18 protein-coding genes are annotated in these 18,616 nt (G+C 65.4%); 9 read left to right on the top strand and 9 right to left on the bottom strand.

Going from position 1 to position 18,616, the window contains the following annotated elements:
- Nucleotides 1-2: 2 nt before the first annotated feature.
- Nucleotides 3-638: a DsbA family protein gene (locus HS961_RS07665; RefSeq protein WP_182327139.1), complete on the bottom strand. Its 636-nt coding sequence runs from the start codon at nucleotides 636-638 to the stop codon at nucleotides 3-5.
- Nucleotides 639-719: 81 nt separating this feature from the next.
- On the opposite strand from HS961_RS07665, the gene HS961_RS07660 reads away from it, so the two are divergent.
- The 6 genes from HS961_RS07660 to HS961_RS07635 all read left to right on the top strand — a co-directional run bounded on the left by HS961_RS07660 (nucleotide 720) and on the right by HS961_RS07635 (nucleotide 6,962).
- A complete protein-coding gene (locus HS961_RS07660; protein WP_182327138.1) occupies nucleotides 720-1,688 on the top strand; it encodes a LysR family transcriptional regulator in 969 nt (322 codons plus the stop codon).
- 76 nt (nucleotides 1,689-1,764) lie between these two features.
- Entirely contained in the window at nucleotides 1,765-2,379 is a 615-nt protein-coding gene (locus HS961_RS07655) for a M17 family peptidase N-terminal domain-containing protein (protein WP_182327137.1), read from the top strand.
- Between the two features lie 231 nt (nucleotides 2,380-2,610).
- On the top strand, nucleotides 2,611-4,257 hold the full coding sequence (locus HS961_RS07650; RefSeq protein WP_182327136.1) for an ATP-binding cassette domain-containing protein: 1,647 nt from the start codon (nucleotides 2,611-2,613) through the stop codon (nucleotides 4,255-4,257).
- Between the two features lie 242 nt (nucleotides 4,258-4,499).
- Complete coding sequence (locus tag HS961_RS07645; RefSeq protein ID WP_182327135.1) at nucleotides 4,500-5,393, top strand: LysR family transcriptional regulator; 894 nt, start codon at nucleotides 4,500-4,502, stop codon at nucleotides 5,391-5,393.
- 70 nt (nucleotides 5,394-5,463) lie between these two features.
- Nucleotides 5,464-6,378: an NAD(P)-dependent oxidoreductase gene (locus tag HS961_RS07640; protein ID WP_182327134.1), complete on the top strand. Its 915-nt coding sequence runs from the start codon at nucleotides 5,464-5,466 to the stop codon at nucleotides 6,376-6,378.
- Nucleotides 6,379-6,479: 101 nt separating this feature from the next.
- On the top strand, nucleotides 6,480-6,962 hold the full coding sequence (locus HS961_RS07635) for a ribosomal protein L7/L12 (protein ID WP_182327133.1): 483 nt from the start codon (nucleotides 6,480-6,482) through the stop codon (nucleotides 6,960-6,962).
- A 58-nt stretch (nucleotides 6,963-7,020) separates the two neighbouring features.
- Here the strand turns inward: HS961_RS07635 and yghU are convergent, their stop codons facing one another.
- Nucleotides 7,021-7,857, bottom strand: a complete 837-nt coding sequence (yghU, locus tag HS961_RS07630; protein ID WP_182327132.1) for a glutathione-dependent disulfide-bond oxidoreductase — start codon at nucleotides 7,855-7,857, stop codon at nucleotides 7,021-7,023.
- A gap of 263 nt (nucleotides 7,858-8,120) precedes the next feature.
- Between yghU and HS961_RS07625 the strand changes: the two genes are divergently transcribed.
- Nucleotides 8,121-8,870 (top strand): type 1 glutamine amidotransferase, encoded by a 750-nt coding sequence (locus HS961_RS07625; RefSeq protein WP_182327131.1) that lies wholly within the window; start codon nucleotides 8,121-8,123, stop codon nucleotides 8,868-8,870.
- Nucleotides 8,871-8,934: 64 nt separating this feature from the next.
- Here HS961_RS07625 and serS read toward each other — a convergent pair whose 3' ends face one another.
- From serS to HS961_RS07610, 3 genes are all read right to left on the bottom strand, one after another.
- A complete protein-coding gene (serS, locus tag HS961_RS07620) occupies nucleotides 8,935-10,251 on the bottom strand; it encodes a serine--tRNA ligase (protein ID WP_182327130.1) in 1,317 nt (438 codons plus the stop codon).
- Nucleotides 10,252-10,367: 116 nt separating this feature from the next.
- Complete coding sequence (gene ispH, locus HS961_RS07615) at nucleotides 10,368-11,351, bottom strand: 4-hydroxy-3-methylbut-2-enyl diphosphate reductase (RefSeq protein WP_182327129.1); 984 nt, start codon at nucleotides 11,349-11,351, stop codon at nucleotides 10,368-10,370.
- 2 nt (nucleotides 11,352-11,353) lie between these two features.
- Complete coding sequence (locus HS961_RS07610; RefSeq protein ID WP_238347829.1) at nucleotides 11,354-11,839, bottom strand: FKBP-type peptidyl-prolyl cis-trans isomerase; 486 nt, start codon at nucleotides 11,837-11,839, stop codon at nucleotides 11,354-11,356.
- 186 nt (nucleotides 11,840-12,025) lie between these two features.
- Between HS961_RS07610 and radC the strand changes: the two genes are divergently transcribed.
- Nucleotides 12,026-12,724 (top strand): RadC family protein, encoded by a 699-nt coding sequence (gene radC, locus HS961_RS07605; protein WP_182327128.1) that lies wholly within the window; start codon nucleotides 12,026-12,028, stop codon nucleotides 12,722-12,724.
- Nucleotides 12,721-13,539 (top strand): Smr/MutS family protein, encoded by an 819-nt coding sequence (locus HS961_RS07600; RefSeq protein WP_412101637.1) that lies wholly within the window; start codon nucleotides 12,721-12,723, stop codon nucleotides 13,537-13,539. The genes radC and HS961_RS07600 overlap by 4 nt, the downstream gene beginning before the upstream one ends.
- Here the strand turns inward: HS961_RS07600 and HS961_RS07595 are convergent, their stop codons facing one another.
- The 4 genes from HS961_RS07595 to HS961_RS07580 all read right to left on the bottom strand — a co-directional run bounded on the left by HS961_RS07595 (nucleotide 13,540) and on the right by HS961_RS07580 (nucleotide 18,560).
- Entirely contained in the window at nucleotides 13,540-14,664 is a 1,125-nt protein-coding gene (locus tag HS961_RS07595) for a M48 family metalloprotease (RefSeq protein ID WP_182327127.1), read from the bottom strand. It abuts the gene before it with no gap.
- 78 nt (nucleotides 14,665-14,742) lie between these two features.
- Nucleotides 14,743-15,336 carry a LemA family protein gene (locus tag HS961_RS07590; protein WP_182327126.1) on the bottom strand — a complete coding sequence of 198 codons (594 nt, stop codon included), beginning with the start codon at nucleotides 15,334-15,336 and terminating at the stop codon, nucleotides 14,743-14,745.
- 213 nt (nucleotides 15,337-15,549) lie between these two features.
- A complete protein-coding gene (locus tag HS961_RS07585; protein WP_182327125.1) occupies nucleotides 15,550-15,948 on the bottom strand; it encodes a group II truncated hemoglobin in 399 nt (132 codons plus the stop codon).
- Nucleotides 15,949-16,043: 95 nt separating this feature from the next.
- Nucleotides 16,044-18,560, bottom strand: coding sequence for an ABC transporter permease (locus HS961_RS07580; protein ID WP_182327124.1), 2,517 nt, complete (start codon nucleotides 18,558-18,560; stop codon nucleotides 16,044-16,046).
- Nucleotides 18,561-18,616 lie beyond the last annotated feature (56 nt).

The raw sequence follows: 18,616 nt of genomic DNA, 5'->3' as shown, positions 1-18,616 counted from the left end.
ATTCAGGCGGCCAGCCATTGGTCGGCGAAGGCCTCGGGGTTGGAAAAAGCCGTGCTCGCATTCAGCAGCTGCCGCTGGCCATCGTGCTCCAGCACAAAGCTGGGTACACCTTGCGCACCCAGCGCGCGCATCAGCTGCTGGGCCTGGGCTGTTCTTGCGCTGTAGGCTTCCATCAGCGCCACATCGGGGGCTGCCAGCCGGGCAGCGGCCTCTTCAAGCCCCAGGCCACGCAGCAAGGCCAGCAGCACCGGGATGGCGGTGTTGTCCAGCCCATCGACATAGCGCGCATGCTGGATGGCTTTGAGCGCCTCGGCCTCGCGTTGCGGCGCCGTCAAGGCCACGGCGGTCAGCGCGACCGTGGCAGGGCCACTGTCGAACATGCGCTCGTGGTTGTCCAGCACCTGGCTGCGGTAGAGCGCGCTGAAGGGCTGGCCCGTCAAGCGCTCGATGCGCTGGTCATTGCTCCAGGCGTAGGCGGCAAAGGCGTCGTCCATGGGCCTTGCGCCTTCGCCCGCGAACAGGCCGCTGGGCAGCAGTTGCGGCTGGTCGCCGCCGCGTTGCGACAGCAGCGCGAGGACAGGCCCAGCGCCATAGCACCAGCCGCAGAGGGGATCGAAGAGGTAATACAGACGATTCATATTCATTCCATATCGGATGCAATGGCGCCATAGTAGCCAAGATGGATTGACAAATAAATAGCAATCAAATAGATATGTCGTATGCAAAAAGCAAACAATCTTGACGAGGCCGCCCTTGGCAACTTCTCGCACCTCAAGCGGCTGGCCTATTTCAGTGCAGTGGTAGAGACGGGCAGCTTTACCGCAGCCGCCGAGCGCCTGGGCATCACCAAGGCCGTGGTCAGCCAGCAGGTGGCCAAGCTGGAGGCCGATTTCAGCACCAGCCTGCTCACCCGCAGCACCCGCAAGGTGGTGCCTACCGAAGCCGGCCAGGCCTTTTACCAGCGCTGCGCCTTCATCCTGAAGGAGGCAGCAGAGGCCTTTGATGAGCTGTCACAGTCGGCCCAGGCACCATCGGGCACCTTGCGGCTCACCGCCCCGCTCGACTATGGCATTGCCGCCATCGTGCCCGCCATCACCGCCTTCTGCCGCCGCTACCCGCAGTGCAAGGTGGATGCCTCGCTCAGCGACCAATCCCTTGACCTGATGGACGGCCAGGTGGAGCTGGCCATACGTGTAGGCTGGCTCACCGAGCTGCACCTGCAGGCCCGTCAGATTGGCAGCTTTCGCCAGTTGCTGGTGGCCTCCCCCAGCTGGTCCCCGCAACTGGCGGATGTGCAGGAACCGCAGCAGCTGAGCGTCCTGCCCTTTGTCGCCAACACCGCCTTGCGCGATCCGCTGCACTGGAGCTTTTCGCGCAATGCGCTGGAGCGCCAGAATGTCAGCATGCCCTCGGTGCTGTCGCTCAATGCGACGATGGCCGTGCGCGAGGCAGTGCGCCATGGCGCTGGGCTGTCGGTGCTGCCCGATTACGCCGTGGCCGACGACCTGCACAGCGGCCGCCTGGTCCAGGTGCTGCCCGACTGGAAGCTGCCGTCCGGCGGCATCCATGCGGTGTTTCCGGCTGCGCGCTTTCGCCCCGTCAAGGTACGGGCGTTTGTCGAGCTGTTGCAACAGCAGCTGGCGCAGCAAGGCGAGGAAGTCGGAAGCCCTCCCACAGCACCCAGTTGATGCGCTTGTTAGCATAGGCCGAGCCCTCTGCAGCATCCCGCCGCAGCGCAACCCCCTCTGACAGGAGATCCCCCCAATGGCAGCAGCAGTAGCAGTAGAACGTGGCGATATCGGACAGTACCGTGGTGTGCGCCTGGAACTGGTGACCGTGGATGCCACCGGCGCGCAGGTGGACCTGTCCTGCGCCTGTATGTTCACGCATGAAGTGGACCACCAGCCCATGACAGGCGGGCTGGCCAACCTCGATGCAGCCCTGGGCGGCCAGCTGGCCCAGGCCCGGCGCGATGGCGCCTTCCGCGCCCAGCCACTGGAGACCTTGCTGATCACCCCGCCTGCGGGTGCCGCGCAAGCCCCCTCCCTCCTGGTGATCGGCATGGGCCACCCGGAAGACTGGAGCCCAGCGACCAGTGCCGCAGCCGTCGCCTGCGCGCTGCGCGTGGGCCATCTGCGCGGTGCCCGCAGCATCGCCATCGCGCCCAGCATTCTGGACACTGGCATCCACTCCGATGAAGACGTCAACGGCCCCATGCTGCATGGCTTTAAAACCCAGCTCGATGCCTTGCAGCAGTTGCACAGCCTGGGGCTGGCGCCCGCGCCTGCGATCGAGCACTGGGTGTTTGACACCGGTGCCGCCCACTTCCCGCACAAGCTGCAGCAGTACCAGCAGGCCTTTGCCGCCATGATGCGCTGACCCTGGAGGCCTGCCGGCCCAGGCCTTGACGCCTGCTGCACGCGGCCTACAATAAGCCGCTTCCTTCCCTTTGCGAGGTCTTACACCCATGCGCCATTGATGCCGCCGTCTCAGTGACGGCCACACACCCGCCCCTTGATCGCAGCCCATGCCCTGTCCACCGACAGCCCATGCTGCAAGCTTGTACCAGCCATGGCGCGGGATGTTCGGCATCCATGACATCGCACAGGTATGACAGACACGCATTTGACGCTGCACGGCGTCTCCTATTCGCTGCCGCAAGGCCAGCCGCTCTTTTCAGATCTCCACACCCGCTTTGACCGCCAGCACACCGCGCTGGTGGGCCGCAATGGCGTGGGCAAAACCGTGCTGGCCAGACTGCTGGCTGGCCAGCTTGCACCAACCAGCGGCCGCATCAGCCGCGCGGGCCACATCCACTATCTGCCACAGAACTTGCTGGCGCAGCAGCCGGGACAAAGCATTGCCGCGCTGGCCGGGCTGGCGCCGGCACTGGCCGCCTTGCAGCGCATCGAGCAAGGCAGCATCGACCCGCAGGACTTTGCCTTGCTGGCTGAGCGCTGGGATCTGCGCCAGCAGTTCCAGACCCTGCTGCAAGACAGCGGTTTGCCTGCGCTTCCCGCCGACACCCCCGCCAACACACTGAGCGGCGGCCAGGCCATGCGCGTGGCGCTGTTGGGCGCGGAGTTGGCGCAGGCCGATTTTTTGATTCTGGACGAGCCCAGCAACCACCTCGATGCCGCCGCCCGGCACGCGCTGGTGCAGCGCTTGCAGTGCTGGCCTGGCGGTCTGCTGCTGATCAGCCATGACCGGCGCCTGCTCGCGCAGATGGAGGTGATCGCTGAGCTGAGCAGCCATGGACTGAGCCTGTACAGCGGCTCCTACGGCGGCTACCAACAATCACAGCAGCAGCGCGCACAGCTGGCGCTGGATGAACTGGCCCGCAGCAAGCAAGCGCGCAAGCGCAGCGAACACGCCCTGCGCGACCAGCAAGAGCGCCAGGAACGCAAACAGGCCCGGGGCGAGAAGCAGGGCAAGCATGCCAACCAAGCCAAGATTCTGCTGGGCCGCGCCAAGCAACGCGCCGAGGCATCCACCGGCAAGCTGCTGGCCCAGCATGCCGATGCCCGCCAAGCGCTGAACGCGCGCGTCAGCGAGGCCGCCCAGGCCATCGACTGGCAAGCCAGCGCCATCCACTGGCATCTGCCGCCAGCGGCTTTGGCACCCGCGCGCAGCAACGATGCCATCGTCGCCGAGCTGCAAGCCCTGCAATCGCCCCGCCTGCCCGGCGCAGCACCGCTGGACCTGCAACTGCGCGCCGGCCAGCGCCTGGCCATCACGGGCCCCAACGGCAGCGGCAAAAGCAGCCTGCTCCAGATCCTTGCCGGCCAACTGGCCCCCAGCGCCGGACAGCGGCAGGTGCATGCGCGCTGCGCCATGTTGGACCAGCAGCAAAGTCTGCTGCCGCCGGACTGCAGCGTACTCAGCCACCTGCAGCGGCACAACCCGCAGACACCAGACGGCGTGCTGCGCATGCGCCTGGCGCAGCTGGGGCTGGACGCCCGGCATACCCTGCAGCCCAGCGGCCAGCTGAGCGGAGGAGAGCGGCTCAAAGCCGCCATGGCCTGCGCGCTGTACCGCGACGATCCCGCCCCATTGCTGCTGCTCGATGAGCCCGACAACCACCTTGATCTCCCATCGCTGCAGGCGCTGGAGCAGATGCTGCGCAGCTACCCGGGTTGCCTGGTCATCGTCTCGCATGACGAGGCGCTGCTCGATGCATTGGCCTTGACGCACCGGCTTGCGTGGGACGATGGCCGCTGGCAGTTGGCCCCCTGGAGAAGCGATATACCCACTTAGCCCGCACCCGGAGGCACTCGAAAGCTCTCGGTGATGCGCTGCTCAGCCCGCTGGCAGAGCGCAAGCCACCCATGCCAGCGCCTGGCCAACCAGCTAAGCGGCGGCGTGTCCACCGGAGTGGTCGGGGGCGGATGCGGCAAGGATTCAGGGAGTGGTCGAGGGTTTTGCATGGACACCGATGCTCGGCGCCGACCAGACTTCTGTAAAGTTGAATTTCCTATGCATTCACTTCAGAAAAACTGATGCGAAACCTTAACTTGGACCAGGTACAAACCTTGGTCGCCATTGCCGACCTGGGCACCTTTGCCGCTGCTGCACAGGCGCTGCACCTCTCACCACCGGCGATCAGCCTGCACATCAAAGAGCTGGAAACGCGCATGGACACGGCCCTGCTGCTGCGCGGCCGGCGCCAGGCGGTGCTCACGGCGGCGGGCGAGGTGCTGGTAGCGCATGGCCGCAAGCTGCTCGAGGCCAGCGATGAGCTGATCGACCTGGTGCAGCGCCGCGCCAGCGGCCGCGAAGGCCTGGTCAAGGTGGGCGTATCGGCAGGGGTCAGCACCCGGCTGCTGCCGATAATGCTGGAGCAACTAAGCCAGCGCAGCCCGGGGGTGGAGGTCAAGCTCGAGGCGGTGGGCTCGGCCGATGCGATGCAGCGCCTGCGTGCGGGCTCGCTGGATGTGGCGATTGTGGCCAGCCCCCAGCCCAGCAGCGCCGAGATTGTGCTGACGCCCTGGCGCAATGACCCGATGGTGGTGCTGCTACCCGCCGCCTGGAAAGCGCCTAAGCGGGTGACGCCAGACTGGCTGGCCGACAAGCGCTGGGCCTCGTTTGCACCCGCCACGCAGATGCATGGCCTGATTGCCGGCTGGTTTGGCCAGGCGGGCCACCACCCCCGGCCGTTTCTCACGCTCAGCTACCCAGGCGCGCTCAAAAGCCTGGCCGCTGCCAGCCAGAGCGCCGTCATCCTGCCGCTGGAAGAGGTCGAAGACCAGCTGCAACTGCCCGGCGTGCAGGTGCGCCAGCTCTGGCCCCGGCTGATGCGCCCGATGGCCGTAGCCCAGCGCCGCGATGGCAGCCACAACCCGGCCGCTGCTGCGGTGCTGGAGGTGCTGGCCGCCTTTGCGCTGCCCCGCTGATGTCCTGTGGTTGACAGGGCCCGGGGCCCCGCGCCTGCCATCATGGATGGATACCAACCAGGAGACATGCATGGCAGACAAGATCGGTTTTATCGGCCTGGGCCGGATGGGCAAGCCCATGGCCGCCAACCTCGTCAAAAAAGGGTTTAGCCTGGTCGTCCATGACCTGAACCCGACAGCAGTCAAGGACCTGGTGGCGATGGGCGCGCAAAGCGCCTCCGTGCCGGACATGGCCCGCGACTGCCGCATCATCGTCACCATGCTGCCCTCGTCGGTGGAGGTGGAGCAGACGGCGCTGGGCGAGAACGGCATCTTTGCGCATGCCCAGCCCGGCAGCATCCTGATGGACATGAGCACCATCGACCCGCTGGCGACCGACCGCTTGGCCCAAAAGGCCGCCGCCAAGGGCCTGACGATGGTGGATGCGCCCGTTGGCCGCCTGGCCGAGCATGCGGACCGGGGCGAATCGCTCTTTATGGTGGGTGCCAGCGATGCTGACATGGCACATGTACAGCCCTTGCTGAACGCGATGGGCACGACTACCCACCACTGCGGCCCAGTGGGCACGGGCGGCCGCACCAAGCTGGTCAACAATTACCTGGCCGTCACTCTCACCCAGGTGAATGCCGAGGCACTGGCGCTGTCGCAGCGCTTTGGCCTGGACATCACCAAGACCTTGCAGGTGCTGCTGGGCACCTCGGCCACCAATGGCCAGCTGCGCATGAACTTTGCCAACAAGGTGCTGCTGGGCGACACCAGCCCCGGCTTCACGATTGATCTGGCGCACAAAGACATGTCGTTGGTCATCGCCGCCGCCCATGCCAGCAAGGTGCCCATGCCGGTGGCCGCTGCCGTACACGAGTCCTACAGCCTGGCCCGCGCCAGCGATCATGGTAGCCTCGATTTCTCGGGCATGGCCGATGTGCTCTGCGGCCTGGCCGGCATCGACAAGCCGCGCGTGCCCAAGGGCTGGACGCCGGGTTAAGGGGCTGATCGAGGAGGCGGCGATCTCAGCCTCCGTCCTATGGCCGCAGCGACGCAAAAGGGGTACAAAGGCGGCTATTCCACCTTCCCCACAGACCCGCCATGTCCACGCCCATCCCTGCCCATATCGCCTCCCTCTGGCGCAATAACGACAAGATTGCCGCCATCAAGCGGCTGCGCGAAGAAAGCGGCATGGGCCTGGCAGAGGCCAAGCACGCGCTGGAATCGCAGCTCGATGGGGACGATGGCCTGGAGCCGCCGCGCGATGGTGAGGCCATGCGTACCGCCATCGAGGCCGCCCTGGCGCGGGGCGACAAGATTGTCGCCATCAAGCTGCTCAAGGATGCCACCGGCATCGGTCTGAAAGAAGCCAAGGACCGCATCGAATCGGGTGATCCGCAGCAGTGGCTGGTGCCGGCCAACACCGCCATGCCCAACACCAACACGCCAGCAGAACCCGCCGCCGCTGCCTGGATGGCCCCCGGCCACGAGCCCGGCCGGGTGCGCAGCTCGGGCGCCTGGACGGCAGCGTTCGTCGTGGTGCTGGTACTGGTGCTGGCGGGCTGGTACTTCTTGCGCGCCTGATCGACTCGCTGCCGGACTGACATACACGTCAGCGCCTGGCAGCCCAACCGCCTAAACGTTAGCGGTCAAAGTCCGCCGCGCTGTGCCGCTCGGGCATCGGTGCATCACCCCGGATGCGGTTCACGCGCTGGCCGCGTTGCACGGCAGGACGCTGCCCGATCTCATCGGTCCAGCGGCGCACATGCGCATAGGCGCCCACATCCAAAAACTCGGCCGCGTTGTAGACCTCGTTGTTCATCAGCGCGCCATACCAGGGCCATGCGGCCATGTCGGCAATGCTGTAGTCGCTGCCGGCGATAAAGCGCTGCTCGGCCAGCTGGCGGTTCAGCACATCGAGCTGGCGCTTGACCTCCATCGCATAGCGGTTGATCGGGTAGGCCATCTTCTCCGGCGCATAGGCATAGAAGTGGCCAAAACCACCGCCCAAAAAGGCGGCACTGCCGACCTGCCAGAACAGCCAGTTCAGCACCTCGGTGCGGGCTGCGCCCTCCTTGGGCAGGAACTGGCCAAACTTTTCGGCCAGGTGCATGAGGATGGAGCCTGACTCGAACACCCGCACAGGCGTGCTGCCACTGCGGTCCAGCAGCGCGGGGATCTTGGAATTGGGATTGACCTCGACAAAGCCGCTGCCAAATTGATCGCCCTCGCCGATATTGATCAGCCAGGCGTCGTACTCGGCCTCGGCAATGCCCAGCTCCAGCAGCTCTTCGAGCAGGATCGTCACCTTGACGCCATTGGGCGTTCCCAGCGAATACAGCTGCAAGGGGTGCTCGCCCACGGGCAGTACCTTGTCATGCGTGGCACCCGCTTCGGGGCGGTTGATATGGGCGAAGGCGCCTCCGTTGCCTTTGTCCCAGGTCCAGACTTTGGGCGGTTGGTAGGGTTGATCCGACATGCTTAACCTCAGCTTTCTGTACATGGCTGGGGCCCATCGCTGCGGCCGGGCGGGGGTGCGGGCGCAAGTGCTGGGGGCCACCTGCTTCCGATCATAGAGAGGAGCCCGGCGCGCTGCAGCAGCGCCGAAAAAGACCACAAGGCAGGCCGCAGCAGCTTGATGCCATCTTGATGGCGGGCCGCCCAGTCTAGATATGCGCTCAACACCAGGCTTTCTACAGTGGAGACCTCTTCACCCAGGGCTTGAAACGCAAGCCACCCTCTATGAAACCTGTCGCCATCCTCCAGCATGAAAACTCGCAGGGCCCCGGCGTCTTGCTCGACCATTTGCAGCAGCACGGCATCCCGTATGCCTTGATCACGCCCTGCGACGAGGGCATCGCTGCGATGCGGGCGCGTGATTACCGAGGCATCGTCGTGCTTGGCAGCAACCATTGCGCCAATGAGCAGCTGCGCTGGATCGAGCAGGAACGCTGCCTGCTGCAAAACGCCCTGGCTGCGGAGGTGCCCGTGCTCGGCCACTGCTTTGGCGCGCAGATGCTGGCCCGGGCCATGGGCGCGCGCGTCTGGCGCAACCCCTGCGCCAACATCGGCTGGAGCCGCGTCTGGATCACCCCGCAGGCGCAGGCCTGCATGGACCTGCCCGCCGAGGCCACCCTCTTCAACTGGCACTACGACAGCTTTGAGATTCCGCAAGGCGCCAGCCGCAGCATGTACGGCGCCCATTGCCTCAACAAGGGCTTTGTGCATGGGCCGCACTGGGCTTTTCAAGGCCATCTGGAGGTCACCGCCCAGAGCGTGCGTGACTGGTGCGAGGAAGGCGCGCCCGAGTTGCGCAGCGCCGCTGGCCCCGCCGTGCAAAGCCAGGCGCAGATCCTGGCACAGTTGCCCCAGTACATCCGCCAGCTGCACCAGATCGCCGCGCGCACCTACAGCGCCTGGACGGCACAGTTGCCGCGCCCGCGACTGTTTTACATGCCCGTATGGGGAGAAGCGCGCCTGGCGCTGGCATGAGCCGGCAGCCACAAAAAAGCCGGTGCATCGCTGCACCGGCTTGCGGAGATACATGCCTGAAAGCTTAGACTTTCAGCACGGCCACACCACCCATGTAGGGCTGCAGTGCATCAGGCACGGTCACGGTGCCATCGGCGTTCTGGTAGTTCTCCAGCACGGCGACCAGGGTGCGGCCCACGGCCAGGCCCGAGCCGTTCAAGGTGTGGACCAGCTCGTTCTTGCCTTGCGCATTCTTGAAGCGGGCCTGCATGCGGCGGGCCTGGAAGGCTTCGCAGTTGCTGACCGAGCTGATTTCGCGGTAGGTGTTCTGCGCGGGCAGCCAGACTTCCAGGTCATAGGTCTTGGCAGCGCCAAAGCCCATGTCGCCGGTCGACAGCGACAGCACACGGTACGGCAGGCCCAGGCGTTGCAGCACGTCTTCGGCATGGCGGGTCATCTCTTCCAGCGCTTCGTAGCTCTTGTCCGGGTGTACCACCTGCACCATCTCGACCTTGTCGAACTGATGCTGGCGGATCAGACCGCGCGTATCGCGGCCGGCCGAGCCCGCTTCCGAGCGGAAGCAAGGGCTGTGCGCCGTCAGCTTGATCGGCAGCTGGTCTTCGCTCAGCACCTCGTCGCGCACCAGGTTGGTCAGCGGCACTTCCGAGGTCGGGATCAGGTAGAGCGCGGCGGTGTCGGGCACCGGCTCGGCATCCTGGCCACCCTTGTTGGCGGCAAACAGGTCCCCTTCGAACTTGGGCAGCTGGCCCGTGCCCTTGAGCGAGTCGCTGTTGACGATGTAGGGCACATAGCATTCGGTGTAGCCATGCTGCTCGGTCTGCAGGTCAATCATGAACTGCGCCAGCGCGCGGTGCAGGCGGGCGATAGGGCCCTTCATCACGGTGAAGCGCGACCCCGTCAGCTTGACGCCAGCTTCAAAATCCAAGCCCAGGGGCGTGCCGACGTCGACATGGTCCTTGATCTCGAAATCAAAGCTGCGGGCCGTGCCCCAGCGGCGCACTTCGACATTGGCCGACTCGTCCTCGCCCACCGGCACGCTCTCGTGCGGCAGGTTGGGCAGGGCGACCAGCATGGCATGCAGCTCGGTCTGCAGTTCGTCCAAGCGGGTGGCCGATTGCTCCAGCTCGGTCTTCATCGCGGCCACGTCGCCCTTGGCGGCTTCGGCGGCGTCTTTCTCGCCCTTGCCCATCAGCATGCCAATTTGCTTGGACAGCTGGTTGCGCTTGCTCTGCAGCTCTTCGGTGCGGGTCTGGATGGTCTTGCGTTCCGCTTCCAGCGCCTTGAAGGCTTCTACATTCAGAAATGCCTGGGGGCTCTTGCGGGTCTGCAGGCGGGCGATGACCGAGTCCAGGTCTTTGCGAAGCAACAAAATATCAAGCATGAATAACCTCTTGGGGGTGGGCATCCGCAGCGGGATGCCGAAAATATCTGGGGGAGGCGGTGGTCCTGCCCACCGCGATCAGCAAAGGGGACGGGCCGCCAGCCGCAAGGCCTTGTTCAGCGACCCGTCTCCGGAGATCGTGCAGAGATCTCCAGGCCGCCGACATCGATTTTCAGGCCCTTGGGCAGCGGAAACTTGACGGTCTCTTCGATGCCATCCATCTTGCGCACCGAGGTAGCGCCCAGCATCTTGATGCGCTCAATCACCTGTTTGACCAGCACCTCGGGGGCCGAGGCACCGGCAGTGAGGCCCACGCGGGCGATGCCGTCAAACCACTCGGGCTTCAGCTCATCGGCGTTGTCCACCATATAGCCCGGCGTACCCAGCTTGACGGCCAGCTCGCGCAGGCGGTTGCTGTTGGAGCTGGTGGGGCTGCCCACGACGATCACCAGATCCACCTGGGGGCTCATCACCTTGATGGCATCCTGGCGGTTCTGCGTCGCATAACAAATGTCTTGCTGCTTGGGCTCGCGGATCTGCGGAAAGCGCAGCTTGACGGCGGCCGAGATCTCGGCGGCATCGTCCACGCTCAACGTGGTCTGGGTCACCACGGCCAGTTTTTCCGTCTGGCTGGGGTTCACATGGGCCACATCGCCCACCTCTTCGACCAGGTGGATGCCCTCGGACAGCTGGCCCATCGTGCCTTCGACCTCGGGGTGTCCCTTGTGACCGATCATGATGAACTCATAACCCTCTTTGGCCAGCTTGGCCACTTCCACATGGACCTTGGTCACCAGCGGGCAGGTGGCATCAAAAATGCTGAAGCCACGGCGCTCGGCCTCGCGCTGCACGGCCTTGCTCACGCCATGGGCCGAGAAGATCAAGGTGGCGCCGGGCGGCACATCGTCCAGCTCTTCGATGAAGATCGCGCCCTTGGCCTTCAGGTCGTTGACCACATAGGTGTTGTGCACGATCTCATGGCGCACATAGATTGGTGCACCAAACTTCTCGATCGCCCGCTCGACGATCTCGATGGCCCGGTCCACACCCGCGCAAAAGCCACGGGGTTCGGCCAAGACGATTTCCTGGGGCCGCAACATGCTCAGAGCACCCCGATCAGCTTGACTTCAAAGGTCACCGGCTGGCTGGCCAGCGGGTGGTTGAAGTCAAATTGCACCGCGCCATCGTCGCGCACCTGCATCGCCACGCCGGCATAGGTATTGCTGCCATCAGGCGTGGGAAACTGCACCACATCGCCCAGCGTGTACTGCTCCAGCGGATCGCCCAGCTCGTTCAGCAAACGGCGCGCCACCCACTGCACCATCTCGGGGTTCCGCTCGCCAAAGGCCTCACCTGCAGGCACATGGAAGGTCGCATGCGTGCCCTCGGGCAGGCCCAGCAGCAGGTTCTCGACCGACGGCGACAACTCGCCCATGCCCAGCGACAGGGTCGCGGGCTTGCCTTCAAAGGTGTTGATCACATCGCCCGCCGGGCCAGCCAGGCGGTAGTGCAAGGTCAGAAACGATCCGGGTTGTACCACTGGCGCATCGGTAGGCAGCGGCGTCACGGGGGCCATCGGAGTAGTCATGCAAATCCCTATAAACTGGGCCGTATTGTAGGTTGTAGGGTGTAACCCCTGCATCCAATCCTGATCTCGACAGCCAACATCCTGGAGTACCTCCGCCCTCCCCATTTCTGCTGCCTCGCCCTTGTTGGCGCCTGGCAGGTACCGCCCACCAGCCGCCAGGCTCGTCACCCGCCATGAAAGGCCTGCATGCCGCTTACCGACCTCCCGCTGAACTGCCGCCCCCGTGAAAAACTGCTCAGCCGAGGCGCTGCGACACTGAGCGATGCCGAGCTGCTGGCGATTGTGCTGCGCACCGGCATGGCCGGCAAAAGCGTGCTGCAGTGGGCGGCCGAGCTGCTGGCGCCCCGCCAGGCCGATGCCCTGGGTAGCTTTGGCGGCCTCAACGGCCTGCTGCAGGCCAGCAGCGCCGAGCTGGCCAAGGTCAAAGGCCTGGGCCCCGCCAAGCGGGCCGAGCTGATCGCGGTGCTGGAGCTGGCGCGCCGGGCCATGGCCCAGCAGCTGCAGCAGCGCACGCCGCTCGACAGTGCGGCCACCGTCAAAGCCTATGTGCAGCTGCACCTGGCCCACAAACAGCATGAGGTGTTTGCGGTGCTGTTTCTCGACAGCCAGCACCAGTTGATTGCGCTGGAGGAATTGTTCCGGGGCACCTTGGGCCAGGCCAGCGTCTACCCCCGCGAGGTGGCGGTGCGCGCACTCCACCACCATTGCGCGGCCGTGATTCTGGCGCACAATCACCCCAGCGGTCAGGTCCAGCCCAGCCAGGCGGACAAGCAACTGACGCACAGCCTCAAGGCCGCCCTGTCCTTGGTCGATGTGCGGGTGCTGGACCATATTATTGTTGGGCCCGGTGCAGCGCTGTCGATGGCCGAGGAAGGTGAGATGTGAGCAAACAGGACAAGACCCGCAGCCTGGCATCCCTGCGGGAGCTCAAGCAGCTGCGCAAGGCGCTGACGGCCTTGCAGGCCGAGCAAGCGGCCCAGCGCCAGCTGCAGGAGCAGGCCCGGCAGCAGGCCATGCGCCAGGCCGAGCGCGACCGCCAGCTGTTCCGGCAAACCGTGGGCGCCGTGCGCCCGCTGCCTAGCAGCGACCTGGTGCCCGCCGAACCCGCCCTGCCCGATCCCTTGCCGCTGCAACATTGGGCCGATGAGAAAAGGGTGCTGCTCGAAGCGATGAGCGACGAGTTCGATGCCAGCACCTTGCTCGATACCGACGACCAGCTGAGTTTTCGCCGCAAAGGCATTGGCCGCGATGTGGTCCACAAGCTGCGCGCTGGTAGCTGGACCATCCAGCGCCAGATCGACCTGCATGGCTTTCGCACCGACGAGGCGCGCGAGGCGCTGGGCGCCTTTATCCGCCAAGCCCAACGCCAAGGCCTGCGCTGCGTGCGCGTAGTGCATGGCAAGGGCCTGGGCTCGCCCGGGCGCATGCCGGTGCTCAAAGGCCGGGTACACAGCTGGCTGGTGCAGAAGAATGAGGTGCTGGCCTTTGTCCAGGCCCGCCCGGTGGATGGCGGCGCCGGCGCCCTGGTGGTGTTGCTGCGCGCCGCCGCAATGACGACCAGTGCCGTTCAGGTGGCCGATGCGCTGCTGGAGATGCAGTCCATCGCCCAGCAAGCCGCCGCTGCGCCCGCGCCGGACCCGGTGGTCGCTCAGGTTGCCACCTGGGCGGCGCAGTACCGCAGCAGCAAGCCCAAGCGCTGATCAGCGTAGGGGAGACGCTTGGGGTTCGCCCAGAGGCAAGGGCGCGCTGAAGGGGTTGACCCAACGTTGTTCGGCGTCCTGCAGCGGTAGCGCCTCCCGGGCTTCTTCCTCGCCATAGACCCGCGCAATGCGCTCTTCCAGCGTGGGGTGGCTGGCCAGCCAGCGGGCCCCACCCAGGTGCCAGAAGTCATGCATCTCTTCGACGCTGTGCACATCCAGCAGCAGCATGTGGTCGACCAACGGCGAATAGGCGCCAGCCGCCGCAGCACGGGGCTGCAAGGCATCGGCCTGCAGTGGGTAATCCTGCAACCACAGCGCCTTGCGCAGCACGCGGCCCAGGCCATCGGGGTTGCGTGTCCATTGCAGCGCCCGGGCATCGGCCAGGTATTCGCGCTGGCGCGATACCGCTGCTTTGAGCGCCTGCGCCGCCAGCCAGCCCAGCCAGCCCACCGCCATCAGCGGCCTGCCAAACAGCGACACCCCGCGCTCGACCCAGTCGCTGCCGTAGTTGAACAACATCTCCAGCCCGAACACATAGCCGGCCAGTTCCATGTTCAGCCGGGTATCGCCTTCGTGCAGATGGGACAGCTCATGCGCCACCACGCCTTTTAGCTCGTCACGGCTCAGGTAGTTCAGCGCGCCCATCGACACGACGATCACCGCATCCTCGGCCTTCCAGGCAGCGGCAAAAGCGTTGAGCGACAGATCCCGGGGCAGCACCATCGCCTGGGGCCGCTGCGCGCCAGAGGCAATGCATAGCTCGTCAACAATGTTCAGGTACTGCTGCTCAGCATGCGATACCGACGGCAGCGCCGCCCGCGCGCCCAATTGCTTGGCCAGGTGCAGGCCCCCTTGGCTCAGATTGCTGCGTTTGATCCAGGCGCCGCCCAGCACCATCAAGGTGACGATGCCAACATTGGTGGCCAGAAACCCGGCCGGATAGTGCACGGCGACCTGTTCGAGCCGCAGGCTGCTGAAGGCCACCGCCACCAGTGCCGGTGTCCAGAACACCAGCGCCAGCACCAGATGCACCCCAGCGACAATGCCCAGCACCAGCAACGCAAAAGCGGCCAGCAAGCCCCAGGTGCGGCGCCGGGCGCTGGCTTGGAAATCCCAGAATGTCATGGGTTAGCAGCTGCGGCTTTGCAGCACACCGGGCGATTGTCGCGATGGCCTCGGCTGGCGGCAGCAGCGGCCATGGGCTTAGAACTGCACGCGAACGGCTTCGCGCTCCTGGGCACTTTGCGTGGACTGCAGCATCGGCATCGCATGGAAGCCCAGCATCGAGGCGACCACAATCGCAGGGAAAGCGCGGGAGGCATTGTTGAACGCCAGCACCTGGTCGTTATAGGCCTGGCGTGCATAGCCAATGCGGTTCTCAGTGCTGCCCAGCTCTTCGCTGAGCGAGCGCATGGTGTCATCGGCCTTCAGGTCGGGGTAGCTCTCAGTCAGCACCATCAGGCGACCCAAGGCACCGCCCAAGGCGCCTTCGGCCGCCACCATGGCATCGGCCACCTCCGGCTTGCCAGGCGCGGCACGCAGTGCACTGGCCGCTGCCTGGGCCTGGCCGCGTGCGCGGATCACCGCCTCCAGGGTCTGGGACTCGTGCTCCAGGTACTTTTTGGCCACCGCCACCAGGTTGGGCACCAGGTCGTAGCGGCGTTTGAGCTGCACATCGATCTGCGCCAGCGCGTTGCCGGTGCGGTTGCGCAAGGCCATCAGGCGGTTGTAGACCAGCACACCCCACACCAGCAAGGCTGCCATCACCGCTGAAACCACCACCAAATTGGTATTCATAACCCTCATCCACCCTCTTCGTTTTTAGTGGCTTGATTATGGGCCAAAGCGCCACAGCGCCCCAATAGGGAATGCAAACCAGGGTTGACGTTGCATTTTGCGAACCCGGTACATGACAGAAGTCAAGAAATCAGGTATTGGATAGCGGGATCCCGGCCGCAACGGCGCTTGCAAGCGGATGCTGGCCCAACTATCCAGAAATACTGGCCCCGTTCAGCGGTTGCGCATCCAGTCGGCAGTCTGAAAAAAGCTCTGGCCCAGGCGGCTGCGCAGTTTGTCGTCGACCCCGACATCGCCCATCGCCTGGTCCATGCAGGCCAGCCACTGGTCGCGCTCCAGAATGCCGATCGAGAACGGCATATGGCGCATGCGCAGGCGCGGGTGGCCAAAGCGCTGTTGGTAATGGTCAGGCCCGCCCAGCCAGCCGCAGAGAAACCAGAACAGCTTGTCGCGCGCATCCTGCAAGGTACTGCCATGGGCATCACGCAGGGCCTTATAGCCGGGCTCCAGGTCCATCAGGTCATAGAAACGGTCCACCAGCGCCCGCACCTTGTCCTCGCCGCCTATCCATTCAAACGGGGTGTCAAAGGGGGGCTTTTCTTCGATTTGCATAGATGGCTCTCAGGGTCAGAGGATCAGGCGGTGGCCGCTGTATGTGGATAGCTGCCACCGCCTTGGGCCCGCGATATTACTGCTTTTGCATGCCCTCACACCGCTTCGCGCAAAGTCACGATGACCGGACGGCGCAGCACCTCGCGCAAGCCCCACCAGCCCGCCACCAGCGCCAGCACGGCACCGCAGACGCCACCGGCCAGTGGCACCCACCAGCGTGGCACCCAGGCAAAGTCAAACACAAACTGGGCCAGCGCCCAGCCAATGGCCATGGCCACCACACTGGCCAGCACACCGGCCAGCAGGCCCACACCGGCCAGCTCGGCACGCTGCACCTGGCGCAGCAGCTGGCTGCGGGCGCCCACGGCGCGCATGATTGCGTACTCGCGGGCGCGCTCTTCCCGCGTGGCGGTGATGGCCGCAAATAGCACCACCAGGCCAGCGGCCAAGGTAAAGCCAAACAAGAACTCCACCGCCCGAATCACTTGGTTGAGCACCTGCTGGAGCTGGGCCACGGTGGCGCGCAGGTCCACATTGGTGATGTTGGGAAACTCGCGCACCAGCGCATTGTCAAAGCCGGCCGTATCAGGGGCGCGGTAGGCCGCCAGGTAGGTGATGGCGACATCGTCCATCTGCGCCACCGGGTACATCACAAAGAAGTTGGCGCGCATCGATCCCCAGTCCACCTTGCGCAGGCTGGTGATGGTGCTCTCGTGCTGCACGCCGCCCATGTCAAACAACAAGCGGTCCCCCATCTTCAGGCCCAGGGTTTCGGCAATGCCCTCTTCCACGCTCACACCACCGGCCTCGCCCGGCTTCCACTGGCCTTGCACGATCTGGTTGTGCTCCTGCAGCACCTCGCTGTGGGAGATATTGAACTCCCGGTCCACCAGGCGCTTGGCGCGGTCTTCGGTGTAATCGCCCGGCCCCACGTCCTTGCCATTGATCTGGATGAGGCGGCCGCGAATCATCGGGTACCAGTCCCATTTGTCGATGCCCGCCTGGCGCAGCCGCTGCTGGAAGGTATCGGCCTGGTCAGGCTGGATATTGATCACAAAGCGGTTCATCGCATCGGGCGGCGTGGTCTGCCGCCAGGTCTGGATCAGGTCGGTGCGCAGCAATACCAGCAGCACCAGCGCCATCAGGCCCACCGCCAGGCTGCTGACCTGCACCACGGCAAACCAGGGCCGTGCGGCGACCTGGCGCGTGGCCAGCAGCAGCCAGCGCGGCGCGGTGCGCTCGTTCACCACCCGGCGCAGCAACGTGATGGCCGCCGCGCTGAGCAGACCAAACACGACGATCGCGATCGCAAAACCGCCGACGGCAATGCCGCCCAATTTGGCATCGCCGCTGACCAGCAGCAGCATGGCCGCAAAACCCAGCATCCCCAACAGCAGCACCGAGGCCGACGCCGGGCGCAGGGCGCCCAGGTCGCGGCGCAGCACGCGCAGCGGCGGCACCTGGGCCAGTTGCAACACGGGCGGCAGGCCAAAGGCCAGCAGCAAGGTCATGCCCATGCCCACGCCCATCACCAGGGGCCAGCCGCTGGCGGCGGGCAAGGTGACGGACAGCAGCCCAGCCATCAGCCAGACAAACAGGTAGTGCATCGCATAACCCAGCGCTACGCCCAGCAGGCTGGCCGCCAAGCCGACGATGACGAACTCGACCACATAGGCGCCGGCAATGGCGCGCTGGGCCAGACCCAGCACGCGCAACAGCGCCGCACCATTGAGGTGGGCACTGGCAAAGGTGCGGGCCGCCAGGGCCACGGCCACGGCGGACAGCAGCGCGGCCAGCAGGGCCACCAGGTTCAGGAATTTCTGCGCACGCTCCAGGGTTTGCTCCATTTCAGGCCGGCCGCTTTGCAAGGACTCGATGCGCACGCCATGGGTGTGGGGCTGGGCCACTTCGGTCTCGGCCCATTGCAAAAACTGGGCTGCTGCATCGGGCTCGCCCGCCACCGCAAAGCGGTACAGCAAGCGGCTGGCCGGCTGCACCAGGCCGGTTGCGGCCAGGTCGCTCCAGTCCAGCATCACCCGGGGAGAAAAGCCCAGAAAGCCTGCACCCCGGTCGGGCTCGATGGTCAGCACCCGGCCGATGCTGAACTGCCTGTCGCCCAGCCAGAGCATGGAGCCGGTCTTGAGGCCCAGCGCTTCGAGCAGGGTCGGATCGACCCAGACCTCGCCAGGCGCCGGAACGTCCCGGGTCGCCGCATCGGGCTGGCCAGCCGCCGGGGCCGTGCGCAGGCTGCCGCGCAACGGATAGCCCGCCTGCACGGCCTTCAGGCCGACCAGGCGCGATTCGCCCCCATCGGCATCATCGGCACGGGCCATCGTCGGGAAGGTGACCGTCGTCACGCCCTTCAAACCCAGCGCCTGGGCCTTGTCGCTGAAAGCCGCAGGCGTCCGGTTGTCACTCACCACCACCACATCGCCACCCAGCAGCTGGCTGGCATCGCGCTGCAGCCCTGCCTGCAGGCGGTCCGAGAAAAAGCTTACGGACGTCAGTGCGGCCACGGCCAGCGCCACGGCCACCAACAAAAGCCGCAGCTCACCGGCGCGCCAATCCCGCAGCAATTGGCGCCAGCCCAGTGCAAAAAAATTGTGTTTCATGCAGCAAACATAACTGATGCGCGTTTACCCCCAGCCCTTGCCGGATTTCCTGGCTA

Source organism: Comamonas piscis (assembly GCF_014109725.1).
GTDB lineage: Bacteria > Pseudomonadota > Gammaproteobacteria > Burkholderiales > Burkholderiaceae_C > Comamonas > Comamonas piscis.
The sequence above is the reverse complement of the archived record's forward strand: the minus strand, read 5'-3'. Positions and strand labels throughout refer to the sequence as shown.

Excerpts from the sequence above, each read along its gene's own strand:
- HS961_RS07650 (WP_182327136.1), top strand. The coding sequence starts at position 2,611 with ATGACAGACACGCATTTGACGCTGCACGGCGTCTCCTATTCGCTGCCG.
- HS961_RS07645 (WP_182327135.1), top strand. The coding sequence starts at position 4,500 with ATGCGAAACCTTAACTTGGACCAGGTACAAACCTTGGTCGCCATTGCC.
- radC (WP_182327128.1), top strand. The coding sequence starts at position 12,026 with ATGCCGCTTACCGACCTCCCGCTGAACTGCCGCCCCCGTGAAAAACTG.
- HS961_RS07595 (WP_182327127.1), bottom strand. The coding sequence starts at position 14,664 with ATGACATTCTGGGATTTCCAAGCCAGCGCCCGGCGCCGCACCTGGGGC.
- HS961_RS07635 (WP_182327133.1), top strand. The coding sequence starts at position 6,480 with ATGTCCACGCCCATCCCTGCCCATATCGCCTCCCTCTGGCGCAATAAC.
- HS961_RS07585 (WP_182327125.1), bottom strand. The coding sequence starts at position 15,948 with ATGCAAATCGAAGAAAAGCCCCCCTTTGACACCCCGTTTGAATGGATA.
- HS961_RS07665 (WP_182327139.1), bottom strand. The coding sequence starts at position 638 with ATGAATCGTCTGTATTACCTCTTCGATCCCCTCTGCGGCTGGTGCTAT.
- HS961_RS07580 (WP_182327124.1), bottom strand. The coding sequence starts at position 18,560 with ATGAAACACAATTTTTTTGCACTGGGCTGGCGCCAATTGCTGCGGGAT.
- ispH (WP_182327129.1), bottom strand. The coding sequence starts at position 11,351 with ATGTTGCGGCCCCAGGAAATCGTCTTGGCCGAACCCCGTGGCTTTTGC.
- HS961_RS07640 (WP_182327134.1), top strand. The coding sequence starts at position 5,464 with ATGGCAGACAAGATCGGTTTTATCGGCCTGGGCCGGATGGGCAAGCCC.
- HS961_RS07590 (WP_182327126.1), bottom strand. The coding sequence starts at position 15,336 with ATGAATACCAATTTGGTGGTGGTTTCAGCGGTGATGGCAGCCTTGCTG.
- serS (WP_182327130.1), bottom strand. The coding sequence starts at position 10,251 with ATGCTTGATATTTTGTTGCTTCGCAAAGACCTGGACTCGGTCATCGCC.
- HS961_RS07655 (WP_182327137.1), top strand. The coding sequence starts at position 1,765 with ATGGCAGCAGCAGTAGCAGTAGAACGTGGCGATATCGGACAGTACCGT.
- HS961_RS07625 (WP_182327131.1), top strand. The coding sequence starts at position 8,121 with ATGAAACCTGTCGCCATCCTCCAGCATGAAAACTCGCAGGGCCCCGGC.
- HS961_RS07610 (WP_238347829.1), bottom strand. The coding sequence starts at position 11,839 with ATGACTACTCCGATGGCCCCCGTGACGCCGCTGCCTACCGATGCGCCA.
- HS961_RS07660 (WP_182327138.1), top strand. The coding sequence starts at position 720 with ATGCAAAAAGCAAACAATCTTGACGAGGCCGCCCTTGGCAACTTCTCG.
- yghU (WP_182327132.1), bottom strand. The coding sequence starts at position 7,857 with ATGTCGGATCAACCCTACCAACCGCCCAAAGTCTGGACCTGGGACAAA.